This window comes from Actinocrinis sp. (genome assembly GCF_035605935.1).
Lineage (GTDB): Bacteria > Actinomycetota > Actinomycetes > Streptomycetales > Catenulisporaceae > Actinocrinis.
Genome location: NZ_DATNGK010000188.1, coordinates 1 through 19,625 on the forward strand (window position 1 = coordinate 1; position 19,625 = coordinate 19,625).

Genomic DNA, 19,625 nt, shown 5'->3' on the forward strand with positions numbered 1-19,625 from the left:
TGACTTCTTGCGCGCCGGAGACGACAATGTCGGAACCGGACCGCTTGCCCGAGGAAGTCAGCGGACTGACGTGGATGCCGCCTGAAGCCTGCCAGGCGACGTACACACCGCCGTTCGGCGCGGCCTCAGCGTCGATGCGGCGCCATTGCGGCACCTCGTTGTATCCCGACTGTAGGTATGTGGTCGAGGCGCTGAGGTCCAGCTGCGTCGTGGACAGATCGGCAGCGAGGGATGTACCGGAAGGCGTGTGACTCGGCGAGGGCGAGGCGCTTGCTGACGTGCTGGGTGTCGCGGACAGCGCGCTGGCGGCGGGCGACGGGCTCGTCGTCGCTGCCGCGACGGCGGTGTGGGTCGGGTTGTGGGCGACCGCGTACGCCGCACCTGCGCCCACCGCGACGACTGCGGCCGCGACTGCGGAAACGGCCTTGCCCGAGGCGTGTACCGCGAGGTGCTGAGTTACGTTGCCGTGCCGCGCGTGCGCACTGCGGCCACGGCTCGTCGCTTTCCGCGCGGATTGCACGTATCGCCCCGACACGTCGGCCGCACGCCTTGTCGCCTCCGCCGCGCTTGCGGAAACCGCGAAACCGGCCGTCGCTCGAGTCAAGTGCGCGACGAGCAACGCGGGCACCGGGACCAGAGCCAGCCCCGCCAGCAGCCGCTCGGCGGCGACGAGGCCTTCGCTGTGCCGAGCGCACACCACACATTCACGCACGTGACGCGCGAACAGCTTGCGCCACGCCGACGTCGGCCGACCGTCCCAAGGGCGTGCGATGGCGTCGAACTGCGCGCACCGGGGCACCGACTCGATCGCCCGCACCACGGTCCTGGACGCATCCAGCCGTGCCTTCATGCGCTGCACACGCACCGAGGCGTGGCCAGGCGTCAGCCCCAAGGCCTCGACCAACTCGGCGCGGCTCAGCTCCCCGGCGGCCTCCAGCCACCACAGCGCCAACAGTTCCCGGTCGTCCTCGTCCAACCAGCGGGTCGCCAGCGCGGTCTCGCGGCGCTGATCCGCCAGCTCCAGCCGCAGAATCGTCAGGTCCACGAAGTCGGCGCCCGGGTCGGCCGACTGCGCCGGGAACGCGGCGGCTTGGTCCAACCAGCCAGGCCGAGCCCGGCGCGCCGACCACCGATCGCGCACCTGCCGCACCGCGATCGCCACCATCCACGAGCGGAAGGCCGACGGGTCGCGCAGATCGCGCAGCCGGTCTACGACGCGGAAGAGCGTTTCCTGCACGACGTCGTCCACCTCGTGGTCGCCGTCGAGCGCGCGCCCCACGATGTTGTAGAGCAGCGGCAGGTAGCGGGCGACCAGTTCGTCCATCGCCGCCTGGTCTCCGGCCCGCGCGGCCAGGACCAGGGCGGCATCCTCGCGCCCGCCACTCGGTGGTATCCGGTGCATCGCCGCTCCTGACTCTCCGGCCGACGCGCGTCACGCATCCGCCCTCCGACCTGACAACCAGGAGACCGTCGCGAGCCGGTGCGAAAACAGAAAACGCCGACAGCATGCCGCCTCGGCGGCCGTTTTCACAGCCGCGGGCTTACCGGGCGCAGGTCAGAGGCGCGGGTCCACCGGCTCAGACTCCAGGGCGAGCACCGCGAACACACTCTCGTGCACCCGGTACAGCGGCTCATGCGCGACGAAACGCTCCAGTGCCTCCAGCCCGAGGGCGTACTCGCGCAGCGCCAGCGACTGCTTTCGGCCGAGGAAGCGCCCCCGCAACCGCGCGAGATTGCGCGGCTCCAGGTATTCGGGCCCGTAGATGATGCGCAAGTACTCGGGTCCGCGGCACTTCACGCCCGGCTGCACGATCCGCCGTCCGTCACGCACCAGCGCGGCGTGCGGCTTGACCACCATGCCCTCGCCGCCGCTCTCGGTCATCCGCTCCCACCATGCGGTCGCCTCGGTGACCTGCCGCGCGTCATCGAGTTCGACGACACGCCGGTCCGTGCGGCGCAACAGCTGCGAATCGGCGGCGCACAGCCGATCGAGCCGATCGAGGTGCCAGCTGTGGTCACGGGTGGCGTAGACGGCGCCCTCGGCCGCGAGGATCTGGAACGGTGCGAGTTGCACGCCGTCCAGGCCCGAGGTCGGCCAGCAGTACCGGCCGTAGGCAGCGGTGAACGACCGCGCGTCGTCCAGCCGCTTCGACTGTGCCGCCTGTATGTCGGCCACGTCCAGCCCACGCGCCGCCGCCCGGCCGAGCAGATCGACCGCCACCCCGAGCGAGGAGCGCGCCGCCGCGCCGACCGCTGCGTACTGGTCGCGCAGCAGGCCCATCGCCTTTGCCGACCAGGGCAACAGCTCGCAGTCCAGGGCCAGCCAGTTCGTGGCCAGCTCATCCCAGAGCCCTGTGTCGCCGATGGCCCGGCGCAGCCGATCGAGCAGCGCCGCGGTCAGCGCTTGGTCGTCGAAGAACGGCCGGCCGGTGCGGGTGACCACGACGCCGTAGGAGCCGTCGTCAACGCCGAAGCGATCCGCGGCCGTAGCCTCGTCGCGAGCCACGATCACGACGGCGCGTGAACCCATGTGCTTCTCTTGGCACACGACCGTGCCGACGCCGGACTCGCGAAAGTACCCGAAGGCCTGCTCCGGGTGCTCCAGGAACCCTTCACGCGGTGAGGTGGCCACCGGGGCCATCGTCGGCGGCAGGTAGATCAGCCATCGAGGATCGACCGCGAAGCGGCTCATCACTTCCAGCGCCGCCGCCGCGTTCTCCTCGCGCACGACCAGGTTTCCCATCAGGCGGGACTCGACCGTGCGCCGTCCGAACACGTCGCCGAGGTCGAGCACGCCGGGCTCGCGGTTCCCGACGCCGCCCGATCCGACGCCGCCCGATTCGACGGCATTGAGCGGCCGGACCGGCTCGTACCAAACCTGCTCGGCGGGCACCGCGACGAGCTCGCGCTCGGGATAGCGCAACGCGGTCAGCTCGCCGCCGAAAACGCAGCCGGTGTCCAGGCAGATGGTGTTGTTGACCCAGTTCGGCCGTGGTACCGGAGTATGGCCGTAGACGACCACTGCCTTGCCGCGGTACTCGTTAGCCCACGGGTAACGCACCGGCAACCCGTACTCGTCCGTCTCTCCGGTGGTCTCGCCATATAGGGCGAACGAGCGCACCCGGCCCGAAGCGCGACCCTGATAAGCCTCCTTGAGCCCGGCATGCGCGACGACCAGGCGTCCGCCGTCGAGCACGTAGTGACTGATCAGTGCGCGGCAGAACTCCGCGACCTGCTTGCGGAACTCCTCGTCCTCGCGGCCGAGCTGCTCCAGCGATTCGGCCAGGCCGTGAGTGTGCTGAACCTTGCGTCCGCCTAGCGCGCGCACCAGCTTGTTCTCGTGATTCCCGGGCACACACAGCGCATGTCCGGCCTCGACCATCCCCATGACCAGGCGCAGTACTCCAGGCGTGTCCGGCCCGCGGTCGACGAGGTCTCCTACGAACACCGCGGTGCGAGCCACGCCGGTCTCGGGATCGGCCGGCGGCAGCGCGTCGATTGGGCGGCCCTGGCCGTCTCGCACGAGCGTGTACCCGAGCTGGACCAGCAGCGACTCCAGCTCCGCGCGACAGCCGTGTACGTCACCGACGATGTCGAACGGCCCGGTCAGCTCACGCTTGTCGTTATACGCCTTCTCGTATTCGATGACTGCCTGCTCGACCTCCTCGACCGAGCGCAGCACGTGAACCTTGCGGAAGCCCTCGCGCTCGAGGCCGTGCAGACTCGCCTTCAGGTCCTTGCGCTGACGGCTGATCACGTGCGGGCCGACCATCGCCCGCTCCGGCCGATGCGCATTGCGGTCCCGGCACACGCCCTCTGGCAGGTCGAGCACGATGGCTACCGGCAGCACGTCGTGGGCGCGCGCGACGTTGATCAGGGCCGCGCGGGCGGGCCGCTGCACACTGGTGGCGTCGATGACCGTGAGCAGGCCGCGGCGCAGCCGGACCCCGGCGATGTGGTGAACCAGCGCGAAGGCGTCGGCGGTCGAGGCCTGGTCGTTCTCGTCGTCGCTCACGACGCCACGGCACGCGTCCGAGGAAATGATCTGGGTGGGCTTGAAATGATTGCGGGCGAACGTGGATTTGCCCGAGCCGGTGACGCCGATCAGCACCACGAGGGACAGTTCCGGGATCGTCAGGGTCCTGGCGGCAGGCGTCGCCTGCGCGGAGCCGGTCGTCTCGGTTGCGCTTGTTGCGCCTGTTGAATCGGTCGCGTCAGTCGTGTCGTTCGTCATGCCGCCACCTCCTTCGAGCCGGTGAGCGCCGCATCGGTGAAAACGGCCATCTGCGTGGACGCGCCGTGCACTGGGTCCACGTCACCCACGGACCGGTACTCGACTGTGTAACCGTGGGTTGCGCCGACCCGCTGTGCCCAATCCGTGAACTGCGCGCGTGTCCACTCGAACCGGTGGTCGCGGTGGCGCATCCGGCCGGCCTCCAACGTCTCGTACAGCACGTTGTACTCGGCGTTCGGCGTGGTAACGATCACCGCCGTGGGCCGCGCAGCACCGAAAACCGCATGCTCCAGCGCGCCGAGACGTGGTGGATCTACGTGCTCGATGACCTCCATCAGCACAGCCGCGTCGTAACCCTTGAGTGCCGAGTCCGTGTACGTCAACGAGCCCTGCTTTAGCGTCATACGGCGCGCGACCATTTCGGGCTGCCGGTCAAGGTGCAGGCTGCGTGTGGCGTATTGCAAGGCGCGCGCCGAGACGTCCACGCCGACGATCTCGGCGAAGAAGCGATCGTGCATCAGCGCTCGTAGCAGCGCCCCGCCACCGCAACCGAGGTCCAGGACACGCTTCGCACCGACGTCCTTGAGCGCGGCAAGCACCGCCTCCCGGCGATGTATGGCCAGCGAAAGCTTGCGCGCCTCCGCAAGCGCGATCGCGGGCTGCTCGGCCGTTTCGGGCTCGCCTGCCGCAGCAGCCTGCGGCTGCGTCTCCGTCGCCGTGGCTTCGTCTGCGTCGACGGCATTGTCCAACTCGCTCTCAGCGACCTCGTCGCTCTCCGCGAGACGCCCGAGCGCCGTGCGCACAAGAGCGGGCCGACGCCCCAAGTAGCGGCGCGTGATCAGCTCGCGATCCGGATGCCCCGGCAGCCAGGCCTCGCCCGCGCGCAGCAGCTTGTCCACTTCCTCGGCCGAGATCCAGTAGTGCTTGGCTCCGTCGAGAACCGGGAGCAGCACGTAGAGCTGGCTTAGTGCGTCGGCCAGCCGCAGCACGCCGGTCAGTGTCACGTCGCAGTACCGTGACGCGCTCCAGTCCGGGAACGCCGGATCGAGCGCGATCGGTTCGGCCGCGACGTCCCAGCCCATCGGCGCGAAAAGCCGCTCGATCAACGCGGCGCTCGCCGGAACCGCGGGCAGGTGGATCGTCAGGGGCAGTGCGGTCGCGGCAAGCAGCGGTCGTTCCTTGGACGCGCCACGGATCGCGGTACGAAAGACTTGCCCGAGCGCCACGGCCAGCAAGGACGAAGCGGCGTACGGCCGGTCGTTGACGTACTGCGAGAGCGAGAAGTCCGCGGAGTCGAGATTCCGGGTCTTCACCAACGCAATTGGGTCGATCTCCAGCAGCAGCGCAGCCGTGCATACCGCGTCGTCCGCCTGTGGATAGAACACCCGCGACCGCCCGAAGGCATGCTCGAAGCTCTGCACCCGGCCCGGGTTCTTGGCCAGCAGGTATCCCAGGTCGGTGGCGGGCCAGCCAGCCCCCGGCGGGCGCGTTGCCGTGATCGTGACGAGCATGCGCACGAGTTTGACGCACCTCGGCGATCTGCGCCCACCGGATTTACCTGGGCCGATCCGGTCAGGTCAGTTCCACCAGCGGGAAGGCCCGGTGGCGGCGCGGCGGGACGAGGAAGTTCTGCCGGCGGGTCGCGGTGATGAAGCGTTCGAGTCCGTTGTCCGTGGTCGCCACGTTGTACTGCGCGGCCAGGTCGAGGGAGGCCTGGTGGCTGCGCATCGTCGCGAAGAAATCGGCGCTCGGCACGAACACGGTGAACTGGAGTTTCGGCTGGTTGCTGCCGTCCGGAACGTCCATGGCGTCGAAGCCGGGACCGTCCATCCGCACGTGGATCGGCGTGCCGTCGGCGGCTCGCGACGAGCGTTGCAGCGTCGAGAGGTGGCCCATGCGGTGCTCGTTGCCCGGCGTGCCGATGCCCTGTGCGCTGGTCAGCGCGTCGCCGGTGCCCTTGAAGGCATTGTCGAGGAACGAGGGGCCGCCGCCGTTGGTGAACTGGTCGGCGTTGCCGAGCGAGGGCGGCGGGGTGGAGCGGAACATGTATTGCACGCGCTCGGTGAACGTGCCGTCGCTGCCGGGAGTGCCGCTGTCGTCGAGGTCGAAGAACTGGACCAGGTCGAGGATGTCGTGCGAGAGGTGCTGGATCGCGCCGTTGTCGAAGTAGTCCCCTGCGACCGCGGTGGTCAGCCGAGCCGAGGCGTTGCCGGCGAAAGTCGTGATGGCGGCCGGTCCGCTGCCGTCGACCTGCTGATCCGCGAAGCCCATCCACATCGGCGAGTGCGGATGGATGAACGGGGCGAACGGCAGGTCGTTCGTGGCCGCCACATACCTGGGCAGCCCCATCTGCTGGAACATCGCCCGGCTCGAGGTGAAGGCGAGCAGGCCGGAGAATCGCGGCGAGGCGATCGGCCGCCCGGCCAGCGTGTTGCTGCCGCCGAGCCAGCTGACCACGTCGGCGACATACGAGTAGTCGTCGCCGCGCAGCGTGATCAAGATGTCGTTCGACTCGATCTGTACCGGCACGTTGAACCGGACCTTCGTGATGCCCGGGTTCAGCGCGGAGACATCGGTCGGGCTCGGCACCGCCTCCTCCAGCACGTATCGGCTGTGGTTCGCGGCCAGCCGCGGCATCGCGCCGGAAACGAGGCTGCCGTTAATACCGCCGGGCAGGCGGTTGAAATAGGAGATCCCGTAGGCGATGAAGGGGAAGACGCCGCCGGCCGCGAACGGGTAGTTGGCCTCGATGGTGCTCAGTGCGTTGGCGAGGATCGCTTGGTCGGCCTTGGTCGGAGTGCGCAGCAATCGTGCGGTGAGGAACGTGGTGTGTACCGGGCCGAAGCGGACCAGCACGCCGCTGATCGTCTGCGCCGGCGCGATGTAGTTGCCGATGTCGAACTGGATGTCAGGCAGCGAGGATGCCGCGTTCACCGCGCCGGGCAAGGGTTCCCGGATCGGGACTCGGGCGGCGCGTCCGGTCAGCTCGAGCGTGGCCAGCGCTGCGGCGAGCGCTCCGGTGCCCTTGAGGACGACGCGGCGACTCGGCTGGCCGAGGACGGTGTGTGCGGAAGTGGTCTGAGCCTCGGGGTGGTCGGGGAAGGCCTGCGGCCGTGGCTGGTGCCGAACGGGACAGACACGCGGGGTGGGGGCGGGAGTCTGTTCTCCCCGGAGCTCTGCTGACGAAGACACGTGCGGATCCGCTCTCTCGAAGCTTCCCCCCTCCGCGGGCACGGTATATAAGGGACGTGTGACCGGATAGGACGGAAAACCCCTAGGTGGGTTGCGTGCCCGCGCCGGCGCGCAGCGTTTGCGCGGGTCGGGGGTCTTCGCGTCCGTATACGGCGGCGACTGCTCCGGTACGACTGTTCACGCCGAGCTTGCGGAACAGATGGCTCTGAATGCTCTCCACCGTCTTGACCGAGATGTTGAGCGCGCGGGCGGTCTGCTTGACCGAGTTGCCCGCCGCGGCCAGGTTGATGATCTCGGACTCGCGCGCCGTCAGCCGCGCCGGGCGACTGGACGCCGGTTGCCGAAGCAGACCGCGCCGCAGCGCCTCGGCGACCGCCTGCGTCTCGCCATGCACGTCGAGCTTGGCGAAGATGCGGCGCTTGTGGTTCTCCACGGTCCGCGCGCTCACCCCGAGCTGTTCGCCGACCTGAGTGCAGCGGCGCCCGAGGCTGAGCAGCCGCAGCACGTCGAGTTCGCGCGCGGTCAGCGGCGTGTCGACCACGACGGCATCAGGCCGGCAGCATGCGTGGCCGCACTGCCGCGCCTCGGCCATCGCGGCCAGTTCCGTGCCGTCGGCGGCGAGCAGCACGACGTCGACCTGCGGATGGCCGCGCAGCAGGTTGGCGATCGACTCGCGCAACAGTGGATCAGGGCTCTGCACGACCACCCGAAGGCGGCGCTGCGCCTGCCCGTTCGTCAGGACCCGCCGGAATCGCTCATCTTGGCTCCCAGTTCCCGCCGGACGCGGATCGGTGCGCCATGTCGGCCCGTGCCGGAACTGTCCGCCACCCGCCCGGGGCGGAAAATCGAACTGCGCGCTCGCGCTGGTGGCCTTGCGCGGAACGTAGCCGGACCGGCTCGATCTGGCAAGAGGTCTAGACATAAGAGGTCTAGACAACTGATTTAGAGCGAGCGATGCATGATGTGCAGCGCGACGTAGCCCTCGGTCGGATGGTTGAAGGCTTCCGGCACAGTGCCGACGATCTTGAACCCGAGCGATTCGTACAGCCGGACCGCGTGCACGTTCGTCTCCACGACCGCGTTGAACTGGATGGCGCGGAATCCGGCGGCACGCGTCCACTCCAGCGAGTACTCGACCAGCGCACGGCCGACCCCGCGACCCGACCGCCGCGGATCGACCATGTAGCTCGCGCTGGCGATGTGTGCGCCGTTGCCCGGCCGGTTGGCGTACATGTTCGCGGTGCCGAGGATCTCGCCGGATTCGTCGACGGCAACGGCCGTGTGCTTTGGCGCGCTGAGCATCCACAGCTCGCGGCCCTGGCCCTCGGTCAGGTCCGTCGGGTAGGCGAACGTGTCGCCGGCCGCCACGATCGCGTGGAAGAAGGGCCAGATCGAGCGCCAGTCCTCCGATACGGCTTCTCTGATAAGCACGTTGCCATCTTGCCTGCCTCGTGGACCCGCGACCACACGGTTTCGCGAGCCGCCGCACGCGCTGCAGCCGCACCTGCCCGTTTCGCCCGGCCGCGTCCGGTTAGACACGAAGTCCGAGCGTGTGGCAGCAGAGCGGCAGAAGGGGCAGCGATGAACGATCGACCGGCAGCGGACGAGAACTACCCGGGCGCGGTGCTGTTCGACGTCGATGGCACGCTGATCGACACGTCATACCTGCACGCGGTCACCTGGTGGCAGGCCTTCCGCCAAGCCGGCCTCACGGTTCCGATGGCGAAGATACACCGCGCGATCGGAATGGGATCAGATCACCTGTTGGACCACCTGCTCGGTCCAGACCGCGACAAGGACGGCGACAGCGCGCTCGGCGCATCGCACGACGCGCTGTTCGCGGCGTACTGGCCGAATCTCCAGCCGTTCGACGGCGCGGCGCGCCTGCTGCACGCCTGCCAGCACCGCGGCTGGCGCGTGGTGCTGGCCAGTTCGGCCAAGGACGACGAACTGTCGGCGATGCGCTCAGCGCTGGACGCGGAGGCTTCGATCGACGCGGTCACCGGCGCCAGCGACGTGGAATCCAGCAAGCCCGCGCCGGATCTGGTCGAGCAAGCACTCGAACGCGCCGGTGTGCCGCCGCAGCGAGCCGTGTTCGTCGGCGACACGCGCTGGGACGTGGAGGCTGCGGCGCGCGCTGGCGTGCCCTGCATCGGCATGCTGTCCGGGGGCTGGTCGCGCGCCGAACTGGAGCGGGCCGGAGCCGCCGAGGTCTACGAAGGTCCGGCCGAACTGCTCGGCAAGCTTGATGGAAGCATCCTGTCGCAGCCTTCGAAGGCCTAGGCCGTGTGTAAGAAGTTTCGCCACACGGCCTAACACCCGGCTCAGAGATTCAGCGGGACCGTAAAGTCGGGTGCTGCGTTACTGCCCGGCGGTCACGGCCCGCAGTTCGTCGAGCGAGTCCCGCATAAGTAGCGCCAGATCCTGCTCCTTGGCGGCGCTGATCCAGCGGTTGAAGCCGATCTTGAATGCGGCGATCCCGGCCTCGGCGGCTAGATTCGCGGTCAGCTGCGGGACGCCGCGCTGTTCCAGCGCTTCGGCCAGCGCCGTCGCGAGTGCCGCCAGCTTGATCAGCTCCCGCTCGAGTAGCTCGGGATTCGCTCTGATGACGCGGTGCCGCTTGCGCGCGTGCTCGAATCGGCCCTGAAGCGCGCCGCCGATCACGTCGAGGCCGACTTTGACCGCGTCGATCGGTGCGGCTTCAGCCGGCGCTTCGGCGACCGCGGTGACGAGCCGGGTCTGGAGCTCGGCCGATCCTCCGAACAGGACCTCTCGCTTGTCGGCGTAGTGGCGGAAGAAGGTGCGCTCCGCCAACCCCGCCCGCTCGGCGATCTGCGCCACCGTCGTCTGCTCGAAACCGCGCTCGAGGTACAGCGCCAACGCCGCCAGCTCCAGCCGGCCGCGTGCGTCGGGCTCCCATCGGCTCATGCCTCGATGGTACGCGATGACAGTCACTGACATCAGCTGCTATGGTGATGGCAGTAACTGACATCACCTCGGTCGCGACGGTGTACCGCCCCGCTACGGCCGAATCTGGAGGTTCTCCATGCGTGTTTTCGTCACCGGCGCATCCGGCTTCATCGGCTCCGCCGTCATTCCCGAGCTCATCAAGGCCGGTCACGAGGTGGTCGGCCTGGCTCGCTCGGACGCCGCGGCCGCCGCGGTCGAGGCCACCGGGGCGCGGGTCCTGCGCGGCTCCCTCGAAGACCTCGATGTCTTGCGGGCCGGCTCCGAGGCCGCCGACGGGGTCATCCACCTCGGCTTCATCCACGACTTCAACAACTTCGCCCACTCGGTGAAGGTCGACCGGGCCGCCATCGAGGCCATCGGCTCGACACTCGCGGGCTCGGACCGGGCGTTCATCACCGCGAGCGGGCTCATTGGCGCGCTGCCCGGACGCGTCATGACCGAGCGCGACGAGTTCGATTCGGTCACCGCGACCTCTCCCCGGCTGGCCAACATCCAAGCCGCGGTGGCGTTCGCCGACCGCGGGGTGCGCACAGCGGCCGTCCGGTTCGCGCCCACCGTGCACGGCGAGGGGGACCACGGCTTCATCAAGCGCCTCGTCGAAATCGCCCGGGAGAAGGGTGCCTCCGGGTATGTCGGCGACGGCTCCAACCACTGGCCTGCCGTGCATCGCTTCGATGCCGCCGACCTGGTCCGCCGCGCGCTGGAGAAGGCGCCGGCCGGCTCGCAGCTGCACGCGACCGCCGAGCAGGGCGTGCCGATCCGCGACGTCGCCGAGGTGATCGGCAGGCACCTGAACCTGCCGCTCGTCTCCATCGCGCCACAGGACGCTGCTGAGCACTTCGGCTGGCTCGGCGCATTCATCGGCGCGGACACGCAGGCCTCCAGCGAACTGACCCGCGAGCTACTGGACTGGCAGCCGACCCACCCCGGCCTCATCGACGATCTGGAAAAGGGCCACTACTTCCGGACCGAAGCCGCCTGACCGACGAGTTCAACCTGGCCACGTCGCAGAGGGCGGTCAGCGATCGAATATCCGGATCGCTGGCCGCCCTCGACGCGTCAGAGGCGAACGCGTAAAACGCGACGTCGCTGGCGTTAGGTGTGCTGCTGTGGCGGTTGATCGTCGCGTTCGAGCATGCCCGGATGTACGCCGGGGACCGCTCCGGAGCGCTCATTGCGAGCAACGGCCAGCTTTTGCAGCAGAGCGAGCAGTTGCGCCCGCTCTTGCGGGGCCAGCGATTCGCACATCGTCGCCTCGACGCCGAAAGCCGCCTGCATCGCCTGTCCGAAGGCAGCCGCGCCGGCGTCGGTGAGCGAGATCGTGTAGGCGCGGCGATCCTCGGGGTGCGGTCGCCGTTCGATCAGGCCTTTGCTTTCCAGGCCGTCAACCAGCGCGACCATGCGATTGGGCGTGATGTCGAGCATCGCGCCGAGCGCTCGCTGCGACCCGCCCTGTGCGCTGGCGAGTAGCCGCAGCAGGCCGAACTGGCGCAGCTCAAGGCCGAGGCCGGCCAGCGCCTGGCTCATCTCCCGGCTGGCGTCGTAACCAAGGCGGGAGAGCAGGAACGCGACGCTCGGTGGGATCTGCCCCGGATCGAGCGGCGGACTCACAGGTTAATCCCAGGTTCGAATAGTCGCACGAGAGTTATAGTACCGTCATGGAACGAACGCCGCGGCAGGATCAATCCGGCGACGGAGTTCCGCCGAGGAGGTGACCTCGCTTGAGCGACAACCAGAACCCCAGCGCAGTCCCGGACGCAGAGCCGGACCACGGCCAGTCCCAGGCCCCGTCCCGGAACGACGGTGTCGGCCTACGCGCATCCGATGCCGAACGCGAAGCGGCGCTGCGCATCCTGGGCGAACACTTCGCCGATGGCCGGCTTGAACGTGCCGAGTTCGACGAGCGGGCTGACGCCGCACTCGCCTCCCGCACTCAGGATCAGTTGCGCAGGCTGTTCGCGGACCTGCCCGGCCCCATGCCCGTGCCGCCATCAGTACCCGGACAGACGCGCGCGACGGCGGGGACTGCGGGTACGTCCGGCACAGCCCGATGGCAGTCCCGTCCACCGGCGGCTCCCTGGGCCGCCCCGCTCGTGCTCGTTCCGGTGCTGCTCGCCTTCTCGATCCTGGCGGCGCTGCACGGCGCGCCGCCGTTCCCGCTCATCGCGCTCGCGTTCATCCTGGTGCGCCGGCATCGGCGCTCGACCCGCTGGAATCGAGAGGTACGACCATGGACCTGACCCCGCAGGCCACCGCCGGCGACGCCGCGTCCGCGCGTTCCACCCGAACCGCGTCGGCGTCCGCGACCGCGAAACTGCGGCGATCCAGCCTTGGCGCGGTGTTCGCGCTGCTCGTTCAGTACGGGCTGGGCATGGGCGTGAACCTGTTCGTGAACGTCCCGGATGCGGATCAGGGCAAGGGCATGGGCGCGGCGTTCGGCAAGTCGTTCTCCAACGGCCCGGCCGCGCTCGCCGCGCACGCGGGCATTGGTCTGCTGCTGGTCATCAACGTCATCGTGGTGCTGGTGACCGCGTTCCGCGCGCGGCACCGCGTCGCGCTCATCAGCTCGATCGTGGGCGCGCTGTGCGTGATCGGTGCGGCGTTCTCTGGTGCGAACTTCGTTGACAAGGGCGCGAACAGCGCCTCGATGACGATGGCCGTGCTCACTGGTGTCGCAATCGCCTGCTACGCGCTCAACCTCTACGTCCTCGGTGCGGAGCGGGACTAATGACGTCGCACGACCGCCGATTCCGGTTCGGCGCGATGGCCGCGGCAGCGCGCAGCGCCAAGGAATGGGTGTCGACGGCGCAGCACGTCGAAGCACTCGGATTCTCCGTATTACTGTGCCCTGACACGACGGGCACCCTCGCGCCGTTCGCCGCTTTGAGCGCTGCCGCGGCGGTGACCGAGACGTTGCGCGTCGGCCCTTTCGTGCTCGCCTCGCCGCTGCGCTCGCCCGGCACGGTGGCCTGGGAGAGCGTGACGCTGGACGCGCTCAGCGGCGGAAGGTTCGAGCTCGGACTCGGCGCCGGACGTCCGGACGCCGCACGGGACGCCACTCGGCTCGGTCTACCCTTCGGCAGCGCGGCCGAGCGCATCGCACAGCTTGAGGCGACGATAGCGGCGGTTCGCGCCCGCTTCGCCGGATCCGACCCGGCGGCTCAATACGACTCGGTACGCGGCGTGCAGCAGCCGGGTCCGCCGATCCTGTTGGCCGGCATCGGACCGCGGATGCTGCGTCTCGCGGCGCAGCAGGCTGACATGCTCACCTTGGCCCTTCCGCTGCAGAGCACCGAGAACGACCTGGCGGCGAAGACGGACGAGTTGCGTGGCATCGACGCTGCGGCCTTCGATCGGCTGGAACTCGTCCTCAACGTCGCGTTGGTTGGCGAGAACGCGCCGCCGCATGCGTCCCGCTGGCTCGGGGCCGATCCGGGAGAGCTGATCCGCGGCGGCTCGATCGCCACGCTGGTCGGCACCCCGCGTCAGATGGCTGACACGCTGTTGCGCCGACGAGAGCGTACCGGCGTGTCGTACATCGTGGTCAACGCGATGTTCGCGGACCAGGTCGCGCCGGTGATCGAGCTGCTCGCGGATCAGTGAGCCGGTGCTCCGGGATTCGGGTTCGAATACGGCCCGGCCGGTCGCCCGGCGCTCGGGTCGCTGACCGGGCGCAGTGCGCCGCAGTCAGGGCCCGTCGTCGAATTAGCGGTTCAGCTCGTCGGCGGCGCGGCGGGCGCGGCCGTTGGCCCAAGCGGCGATGCGGGACCAGCGGTTCGCGGCAGCCATGCGCCGGGCCAGCTGGTGCTCACGCGCGGCCTGGAACAGCTCGGCGCTGCGGGCCTCGGCGAGGTCGGTGGTCGGGTTCATGCTGGTCTTCCCCTCCGTCCGGAGTCGCCCGCGAGCCTCTGGTGGCAACTGGCGCGGCGGCGTCCGTAACTGTCATACTTTGTTTTGACAGTAACGACGATACTCGGTGAGGGGTGACTGGTCAAGTGGATTTCGGCAGTCACACGGTAGGCTCGGTGGACCTGGCCGTCGCCCTGGTCAACGCGATAGTCCCAGGCGAATCCCGCGGTCGCGTCTACCCCGCGGCGGACGGCGTCGAGGAGTTGCGTGCGCGGGCCGAGTCGGTGCCCGGGCTTTGGCTCACTCCGGGCAAGCCGCTGACCGACAAGGAAACCCGCGGCGTCGCCAAGATCGCCGAGGAGCTGCACGCCGTTTTCGCGGCCGCGCATGACGGCGATCTCGACGCGGCCGCCCGGCTGCTCAACGCGATGGTCGTGCGCTACGACGCACGCCCGACACTGCTGCGGCACGACAACGAGCCCTGGCACCTGCACTTCCACGGCCCAGGCGCGGGGCTTGTGGAGAGCATTGGCGGCGCGACGGCAGTCGCACTCGCCTTCGTGCTCGGCAGCGAATACGCCGAACGGATCGGCATGTGCTCAGCGTCCAGTTGCGACCGGGTCTATGTGGACATCTCGCGCAACGGCACCAAGCGCTTCTGCTCGACGGCGTGCCAGAACCGGGTCAAGGCAGCGAGCTTCCGAGCCCGCAAGCTCAGCGCGGAGTGATGAGCGGGATGAGCGTGAGGGTCGGCGTTTCGTCCCACTCCGGCTCCGATTCGGCCTCCGCCATCCACAGGTCCCGCGGCTCATGCCTCACGTCGCCGGTCCGTTCCCAGGGCACGGGGATCGGCTCGGGCTCGGGGGAGCAGAACTCGCACTCGCAGTTATGGTCCATTGCCCGAGAGCTCCCTGTGATGTCGTGAGGTACGCCGTGTCGTGAACGCGGCCTCAGATGACGCGGCGCACGGCGTCGATCGGCAGCATATTCCAGGGCCCGTACTGCACTGGATGCCCGGTGCTCGGTGCGTGAATGACCGTGCCGTTGCCGACGTAGATCGCGATGTGCTCGTTGCCGCTATACAAGATCAGGTCGCCCGGTTGCAGGTTCGACAGGATCGGGGCGACCGCGTAGCCGTCGTTCACCTGGTCGTAGGTGGTGCGGCCGAGTTGCACGCCGGCGGCTTTCCACGCGGCCTGAGTCAGGCCAGAGCAGTCGTACCCGGGATTGCCGGTCCCGCCCCACTGGTAGTAGATCCCGAGCTTCGACTTCGCGAACGCGACCGCGATGCCGGCCCGCCCGGAAACCTGCGGCAGCGCGGCTATCTTCGCCGCGGACAGATTCCAGTCCACATTGACCGGGCTGATCTGCTGTTGCTGGGCGAAGGTCAGGCTGGAGAGCAGCGCCTGCGCCTGCCGGTTCTTCGCCACGATCTGGGTGCGCAGCGCGGCCGCCTGGTTCTCGGTCTGCTGCAGCTGGGCCAGCCGCTCGCCGGCCTGCTTCTTGAGCACGGCCAGCTGCGCTTTCTCGGCCTTGAGCGACTTGAGCATCATCGCCTCGTTCTGGCCGAGCTGGTTCATGGTGAGCGCGTGTTGCAGGTACTGGTCAGGGTTTTGCGACAGCATCATGGTGAGCGTGGGGTCGACCGAGCCGGTGCGGTATTGCGCCGCGGCCATCGGCCCAAGCGTGCCGAGCAACGCGTTCATCGACGTCTGCGCCGCGACGGCTTGGCCCTGCAACTGATCGACCTGCTGGTGCAGCGCGGACATCTGCTCGGCCGCGGCGTCGTAGTTGTTGGTGGCAGTCTCAGCCTGCTGCTGAAGCGTCTTCACCTGCGCCTGCACGTCAGTAACCGACGCCGCGTGTCCCGCTGTCGAGGACAGGCCGACTCCGGTGGCGGCCGCGGCACCAGTGGCCGTGAGCGTGATCGCCGTGCGTACCGGGACCGTCCTGCGTCTATGCGAGGCCATGAGGCCAGCTCCTTTACCGCCTGGTCGGCGCGTGGGCGACGCCGACTATCGCGCCGACGCTGCGCCCGGGCCGGAGGGCGCAGGCCGGCTCGAAGGCGAGACACGAGCGGATCGCCGTCCCGGTTCACCGCGGCCGCGAAGCGTTTAGAGCTGGATAAGTGAGGCTGCTATAAGGCGGATGCCTGCTGCTCAGCCAGCGCTTGCTGGCCGGTGGTCCGTGCGAAGCCGATGAGTTCCTCCAGCGTCCAGCTGAGCCGCCCGCTGCGCAGGTCATCGCTCACCGCGCGGATCCAGTCGAGTTCCGCGGCGGTCATCGCGCGCAGGTATTCGTCTTCGAGCATGGTCACCCGCGGCAGGCCATAGACCTCCAGCTGCTCGGTCAGGTTCTTCTCGAGTTCGGCGAGGCTCGCGGTCAAGACCGCGGCGCGCTGCTCAAGCACCGCCAGCGCTTCCCGCGGCGCGAGCATCAGCACGAAGGAGAGCGCCGCTGGGAACTGCGGGAACTCCTGCTTGGGTTCGGCCAGCATCTCGTGCAGCCAGACGCGCATCGTCTCCCGGCCGGCGTCGGTCAGCTCGTACACGGTGCGCTCCGGGTACTGCTGGTCGCGGCCGGTTTCGCGTACTGCGATCAGCTCCGCGGCCAGCAGCCGCTCGATCGTGCGGTAGAGGCTCGCGCGCTGTCCGACGTTGACGACCTGGTCTTTTCCCCACTGCTTAATCAGCCGCTGGATGCCGTACGGGTGCAGTGGCTGGAAGTGCAGCAGGGCCAGGACAGTCACGCCGAGTGGCGAGGCGCGGTGCGGAGTGGTCATGAGCCCATGCTACTCGCAGCGAGACTAGTTGACATGTAACTAGTCTCAATGCAACTATCAAACCGTTCCACCGAACGGAGCGAGCTGAGACGAGAGCGAGAAGACCGCCATGTACACCGCAACCACGAACACACCGACCACGAACACTGCGACCGTGCAGACCGAAGCCGCGACCGCGACGACTGACGCTGTCGCCGAAGTCGAGCGCGTACACGCCGATCACACGGTCGCCAAGCGCCTGGGCAACTGGACCCGCGCCGGCCGCTTCGAGGTGCGCGCCCGCAACGGCCTCGTCGTGCTCGACCTGCGCTCGCCTGACTTGCCCGACGAGGTCGAAGTGCACGTCGAACTCCAGCGTGCCACGGTCAAACTGCTCGTCCCGGACGACGCTCCGGTCGAACACTGGGACCTGCACTGGACCTCGCGCGGCCGGGTCAAGGATGCGTCGGCTGCCGCGGAAAGCACCGACGTTCCGGCGAACGCCGCCTCCACCCGGCGCGTTCGGCTCACCGGCGTGTCCACGGACAGCGAAGTGCGAGTGCAGCGCGCCGGTGTCGCGATGCTCACCGCCATGTGCTCGCGCGAATACCTCCAGGACGTCCGGCGAGCGCACAAGACCGGCGGCCACCCGACCGTCGACGACCCGGCGCGCACCATCCGATGACCAGCAGATATTGACATCCCATCCAGCACGGGGAACGAGGCAGCAGCATGAACGCAGTCAGGACAGCCGCCGTCATCGGCGGCGGAATCGCCGGACCGGTAGCCGCGCTCGCGTTGCGCAAGGCCGGTATCGACGCGACCGTGTACGAGGCCTATCAGGACACCGCGGACGGCGTCGGCGGAACGCTGATGGTCGCGCCGAACGGGCTCGCCGCGCTCAGGATCGTCGGCATCGACGTCGACGCGGTCGGCCAGCCGATCCAGGGCATGGTCATGACCGATGGGCGCGGCAAGCGGATCGGCGAGTTCGGCGGCATCCCCGGGCTGCCGCCGAGCCAGGTGATGTGGCGCGCCGAGCTCTACCGAGTGGTGCGCGAGCGCGCGGCGCAGCTCGGCGTGCCGACCGTGTACGGCAAGCGTCTCGTTGGGGCGCAGGAGGCACCGGACGGCGTCACCGCGCGCTTCGCCGACGGCACCGAGGTGAGCGCGGACATACTCGTCGGCGCGGACGGTATCCGGTCAGTCGTCAGGACCCTGATCGACCCGGCGGCGCCGGGGCCGCAGTACACCGGGCTGATCGGCTTCGGGGCCTTGTCGAAGGCTGAGGTGCCCGGCGCCCGGTCGGATGCCATGTACTTCGCGTTCGGCAAGCACGCTTTCCTCGGCTACTGGCCGGTGCCCAGTGGCGGGACCGCGTGGTTCAGCAACCTGCCGCACGACAAGCCGCTTACTGCCAGCGAGACCCGCGCGACGCCATCTGCGGAATGGATGCGCATCCTGCGGGAGAAGCACGCCCACGACGTCCCAGGCCGTGACTTGCTCAACGCCTCCGAGGACGACGACCTGCTGATCATTGGCGGCATGGAGATCCTCCCCTCGGTGCCCAATTGGTACCGCGGTCGGATGGTGCTGGTCGGCGACTCGGCGCACGCGCCGTCTCCCAGCTCAGGTCAGGGTGCGTCAATGGCGGCTGAGAGCGCGGTACAGCTCGCCCGCTGCCTACGCGATCTGCCCGACATCGGCTCGGCGTTCGCCGCGTTCGAGCGGCTGCGGCGGGAGCGCGTCGAGAAGGTTATCGCCCAGGCCGCCAAGACCAACAACCAGAAGTCGATGGGTCCGGTCGCGACGACGCTCATGTCGCTGTTGATGCCGATCGCAAGCCGGACGTTCCTGAAGCCGGAGAAGATGGTCGGCTGGACGCACCGGTATCGCATCGACTGGGACGAGCCGGTCGCCGCCGGTTGATTCACTGCTCTCGTCGGAGGCGGCCGTTACCTTGGTGATTAAGCAGAACAATGGCACCCGAACGGGGACGCACGAGATGTCACAGCACGCGAATGAACGCCAGGCCGAGCCTGAAGGGTACGAGACGCGGCAGGCGCCGGTACCGCCCGCGCCGCTGCGGATCTTCCTGGCCGGCGCGACCGGCGTGATCGGTATCAGGCTGCTGCCATTGCTTATTGCCGCCGGGCATACGGTGGCCGGCATGACCAGGTCGGGAAGCAAGCGGGAACTGCTCACGTCGATGGGCGCGCAGCCGGTCGTGTGCGATGTCTTCGACGCGGCCGCGCTGCGCGAAGCGGTGGTCGCCTTCCGGCCCGACGCGGTGCTGCATCAGCTCACCGACCTGCCGGACACCGCGGACCGCATCCCGCAGTTCGCCGCCCGCAACGCGCGCATCCGCACCGAGGGCACCCGCAACCTGGTGGCCGCCACGACCGCCGCCGGCGCGCGCCACTTCCTCGCGCAGAGCATCGCCTGGGTCTCTTCCGGAGGCGCGGCGGTGCTAGAGGAGCACGAAGAGCAGACCCTCAAGATCGGCGGGGTGGTCGTCCGCTACGGCCAGCTGTACGGACCGGGCACCTTCTACGAGGCGTCGTTTCCCTCGCACCCGCGCATTCACGTCGATGCCGCGGCGCGCGAGACCGTCCCACT

At 68.9% G+C, this 19,625-nt stretch carries 21 protein-coding genes; 9 read left to right on the forward strand and 12 right to left on the reverse strand.

Annotated elements, in window-relative coordinates:
* The 6 genes from VN779_RS15195 to VN779_RS15220 form a co-directional block, all read right to left on the reverse strand.
* A partial coding sequence (locus tag VN779_RS15195) for a sigma-70 family RNA polymerase sigma factor (RefSeq protein ID WP_325723719.1) occupies positions 1-1,402 on the reverse strand: 1,402 nt, incomplete at its 3' end.
* A 153-nt stretch (positions 1,403-1,555) separates the two neighbouring features.
* Complete coding sequence (locus VN779_RS15200) at positions 1,556-4,234, reverse strand: polynucleotide kinase-phosphatase (protein WP_325723721.1); 2,679 nt, start codon at positions 4,232-4,234, stop codon at positions 1,556-1,558.
* On the reverse strand, positions 4,231-5,745 hold the full coding sequence (locus tag VN779_RS15205) for a 3' terminal RNA ribose 2'-O-methyltransferase Hen1 (RefSeq protein WP_325723723.1): 1,515 nt from the start codon (positions 5,743-5,745) through the stop codon (positions 4,231-4,233). Before VN779_RS15205 ends, VN779_RS15200 begins: the two co-directional genes overlap by 4 nt.
* A 61-nt stretch (positions 5,746-5,806) precedes the next feature.
* Positions 5,807-7,426 carry a DUF7405 family protein gene (locus VN779_RS15210; RefSeq protein ID WP_325723725.1) on the reverse strand — a complete coding sequence of 540 codons (1,620 nt, stop codon included), beginning with the start codon at positions 7,424-7,426 and terminating at the stop codon, positions 5,807-5,809.
* Between the two features lie 82 nt (positions 7,427-7,508).
* A complete protein-coding gene (locus VN779_RS15215; RefSeq protein WP_325723727.1) occupies positions 7,509-8,348 on the reverse strand; it encodes a response regulator transcription factor in 840 nt (279 codons plus the stop codon).
* A 20-nt stretch (positions 8,349-8,368) separates the two neighbouring features.
* On the reverse strand, positions 8,369-8,857 hold the full coding sequence (locus tag VN779_RS15220) for a GNAT family N-acetyltransferase (RefSeq protein WP_325723729.1): 489 nt from the start codon (positions 8,855-8,857) through the stop codon (positions 8,369-8,371).
* Positions 8,858-9,007: 150 nt separating this feature from the next.
* Between VN779_RS15220 and VN779_RS15225 the strand changes: the two genes are divergently transcribed.
* Entirely contained in the window at positions 9,008-9,709 is a 702-nt protein-coding gene (locus tag VN779_RS15225; protein WP_325723731.1) for an HAD family hydrolase, read from the forward strand.
* 78 nt (positions 9,710-9,787) lie between these two features.
* Here the strand turns inward: VN779_RS15225 and VN779_RS15230 are convergent, their stop codons facing one another.
* Entirely contained in the window at positions 9,788-10,354 is a 567-nt protein-coding gene (locus VN779_RS15230) for a TetR/AcrR family transcriptional regulator (protein WP_325723733.1), read from the reverse strand.
* A 118-nt stretch (positions 10,355-10,472) separates the two neighbouring features.
* On the opposite strand from VN779_RS15230, the gene VN779_RS15235 reads away from it, so the two are divergent.
* Positions 10,473-11,378, forward strand: a complete 906-nt coding sequence (locus VN779_RS15235) for an SDR family oxidoreductase (RefSeq protein ID WP_325723735.1) — start codon at positions 10,473-10,475, stop codon at positions 11,376-11,378.
* Between the two features lie 113 nt (positions 11,379-11,491).
* On the opposite strand, the gene VN779_RS15240 is transcribed toward VN779_RS15235, so the two are convergent.
* A complete protein-coding gene (locus VN779_RS15240; RefSeq protein WP_325723737.1) occupies positions 11,492-12,007 on the reverse strand; it encodes a MarR family transcriptional regulator in 516 nt (171 codons plus the stop codon).
* Between the two features lie 110 nt (positions 12,008-12,117).
* Here VN779_RS15240 and VN779_RS15245 point away from each other — a divergent pair, with 110 nt between their 5' ends.
* The 3 genes from VN779_RS15245 to VN779_RS15255 are packed head-to-tail and all read left to right on the forward strand — an operon-like array spanning position 12,118 to position 13,999.
* Positions 12,118-12,636 (forward strand): DUF1707 domain-containing protein, encoded by a 519-nt coding sequence (locus VN779_RS15245; protein ID WP_325723739.1) that lies wholly within the window; start codon positions 12,118-12,120, stop codon positions 12,634-12,636.
* Positions 12,627-13,124: a hypothetical protein gene (locus tag VN779_RS15250; protein ID WP_325723741.1), complete on the forward strand. Its 498-nt coding sequence runs from the start codon at positions 12,627-12,629 to the stop codon at positions 13,122-13,124. Before VN779_RS15245 ends, VN779_RS15250 begins: the two co-directional genes overlap by 10 nt.
* The gene (locus VN779_RS15255; protein ID WP_325723743.1) at positions 13,124-13,999 is read left to right on the forward strand and encodes an LLM class flavin-dependent oxidoreductase; all 876 of its coding nucleotides are present in this window, start codon (positions 13,124-13,126) and stop codon (positions 13,997-13,999) included. The genes VN779_RS15250 and VN779_RS15255 overlap by 1 nt, the downstream gene beginning before the upstream one ends.
* A gap of 102 nt (positions 14,000-14,101) precedes the next feature.
* Here the strand turns inward: VN779_RS15255 and VN779_RS15260 are convergent, their stop codons facing one another.
* Entirely contained in the window at positions 14,102-14,266 is a 165-nt protein-coding gene (locus VN779_RS15260; RefSeq protein WP_325723745.1) for a hypothetical protein, read from the reverse strand.
* 155 nt (positions 14,267-14,421) lie between these two features.
* Here VN779_RS15260 and VN779_RS15265 point away from each other — a divergent pair, with 155 nt between their 5' ends.
* A complete protein-coding gene (locus VN779_RS15265; RefSeq protein WP_325723747.1) occupies positions 14,422-14,973 on the forward strand; it encodes a CGNR zinc finger domain-containing protein in 552 nt (183 codons plus the stop codon).
* Here the strand turns inward: VN779_RS15265 and VN779_RS15270 are convergent.
* From VN779_RS15270 to VN779_RS15280, 3 genes are all read right to left on the reverse strand, one after another.
* Complete coding sequence (locus VN779_RS15270; RefSeq protein WP_325723749.1) at positions 14,960-15,142, reverse strand: hypothetical protein; 183 nt, start codon at positions 15,140-15,142, stop codon at positions 14,960-14,962. The genes VN779_RS15265 and VN779_RS15270 overlap by 14 nt on opposite strands.
* 53 nt (positions 15,143-15,195) lie before the next feature.
* On the reverse strand, positions 15,196-16,215 hold the full coding sequence (locus tag VN779_RS15275) for a C40 family peptidase (protein ID WP_325723751.1): 1,020 nt from the start codon (positions 16,213-16,215) through the stop codon (positions 15,196-15,198).
* Positions 16,216-16,382: 167 nt separating this feature from the next.
* Positions 16,383-17,027: a PadR family transcriptional regulator gene (locus VN779_RS15280; RefSeq protein WP_325723752.1), complete on the reverse strand. Its 645-nt coding sequence runs from the start codon at positions 17,025-17,027 to the stop codon at positions 16,383-16,385.
* Positions 17,028-17,136: 109 nt separating this feature from the next.
* Here VN779_RS15280 and VN779_RS15285 point away from each other — a divergent pair, with 109 nt between their 5' ends.
* The 3 genes from VN779_RS15285 to VN779_RS15295 all read left to right on the forward strand — a co-directional run.
* Positions 17,137-17,691 carry a hypothetical protein gene (locus VN779_RS15285; RefSeq protein ID WP_325723754.1) on the forward strand — a complete coding sequence of 185 codons (555 nt, stop codon included), beginning with the start codon at positions 17,137-17,139 and terminating at the stop codon, positions 17,689-17,691.
* Between the two features lie 47 nt (positions 17,692-17,738).
* Positions 17,739-18,935, forward strand: a complete 1,197-nt coding sequence (locus tag VN779_RS15290; RefSeq protein ID WP_325723756.1) for an FAD-dependent oxidoreductase — start codon at positions 17,739-17,741, stop codon at positions 18,933-18,935.
* 154 nt (positions 18,936-19,089) lie between these two features.
* The coding region (locus tag VN779_RS15295; RefSeq protein WP_414639678.1) for an NAD-dependent epimerase/dehydratase family protein at positions 19,090-19,625 on the forward strand (536 nt) is incomplete at its 3' end.

What these genes read in the sequence shown, in the direction of transcription:
- VN779_RS15285 (WP_325723754.1), top strand. Translation starts at nt 17,137, where the DNA reads ATGTACACCGCAACCACGAACACACCGACCACGAACACTGCGACCGTG.
- VN779_RS15270 (WP_325723749.1), bottom strand. Translation starts at nt 15,142, where the DNA reads ATGGACCATAACTGCGAGTGCGAGTTCTGCTCCCCCGAGCCCGAGCCG.
- VN779_RS15230 (WP_325723733.1), bottom strand. Translation starts at nt 10,354, where the DNA reads ATGAGCCGATGGGAGCCCGACGCACGCGGCCGGCTGGAGCTGGCGGCG.
- VN779_RS15275 (WP_325723751.1), bottom strand. Translation starts at nt 16,215, where the DNA reads ATGGCCTCGCATAGACGCAGGACGGTCCCGGTACGCACGGCGATCACG.
- VN779_RS15280 (WP_325723752.1), bottom strand. Translation starts at nt 17,027, where the DNA reads ATGACCACTCCGCACCGCGCCTCGCCACTCGGCGTGACTGTCCTGGCC.
- VN779_RS15260 (WP_325723745.1), bottom strand. Translation starts at nt 14,266, where the DNA reads ATGAACCCGACCACCGACCTCGCCGAGGCCCGCAGCGCCGAGCTGTTC.
- VN779_RS15290 (WP_325723756.1), top strand. Translation starts at nt 17,739, where the DNA reads ATGAACGCAGTCAGGACAGCCGCCGTCATCGGCGGCGGAATCGCCGGA.
- VN779_RS15215 (WP_325723727.1), bottom strand. Translation starts at nt 8,348, where the DNA reads ATGTCTAGACCTCTTGCCAGATCGAGCCGGTCCGGCTACGTTCCGCGC.
- VN779_RS15225 (WP_325723731.1), top strand. Translation starts at nt 9,008, where the DNA reads ATGAACGATCGACCGGCAGCGGACGAGAACTACCCGGGCGCGGTGCTG.
- VN779_RS15205 (WP_325723723.1), bottom strand. Translation starts at nt 5,745, where the DNA reads ATGCTCGTCACGATCACGGCAACGCGCCCGCCGGGGGCTGGCTGGCCC.
- VN779_RS15250 (WP_325723741.1), top strand. Translation starts at nt 12,627, where the DNA reads ATGGACCTGACCCCGCAGGCCACCGCCGGCGACGCCGCGTCCGCGCGT.
- VN779_RS15235 (WP_325723735.1), top strand. Translation starts at nt 10,473, where the DNA reads ATGCGTGTTTTCGTCACCGGCGCATCCGGCTTCATCGGCTCCGCCGTC.
- VN779_RS15200 (WP_325723721.1), bottom strand. Translation starts at nt 4,234, where the DNA reads ATGACGAACGACACGACTGACGCGACCGATTCAACAGGCGCAACAAGC.
- VN779_RS15255 (WP_325723743.1), top strand. Translation starts at nt 13,124, where the DNA reads ATGACGTCGCACGACCGCCGATTCCGGTTCGGCGCGATGGCCGCGGCA.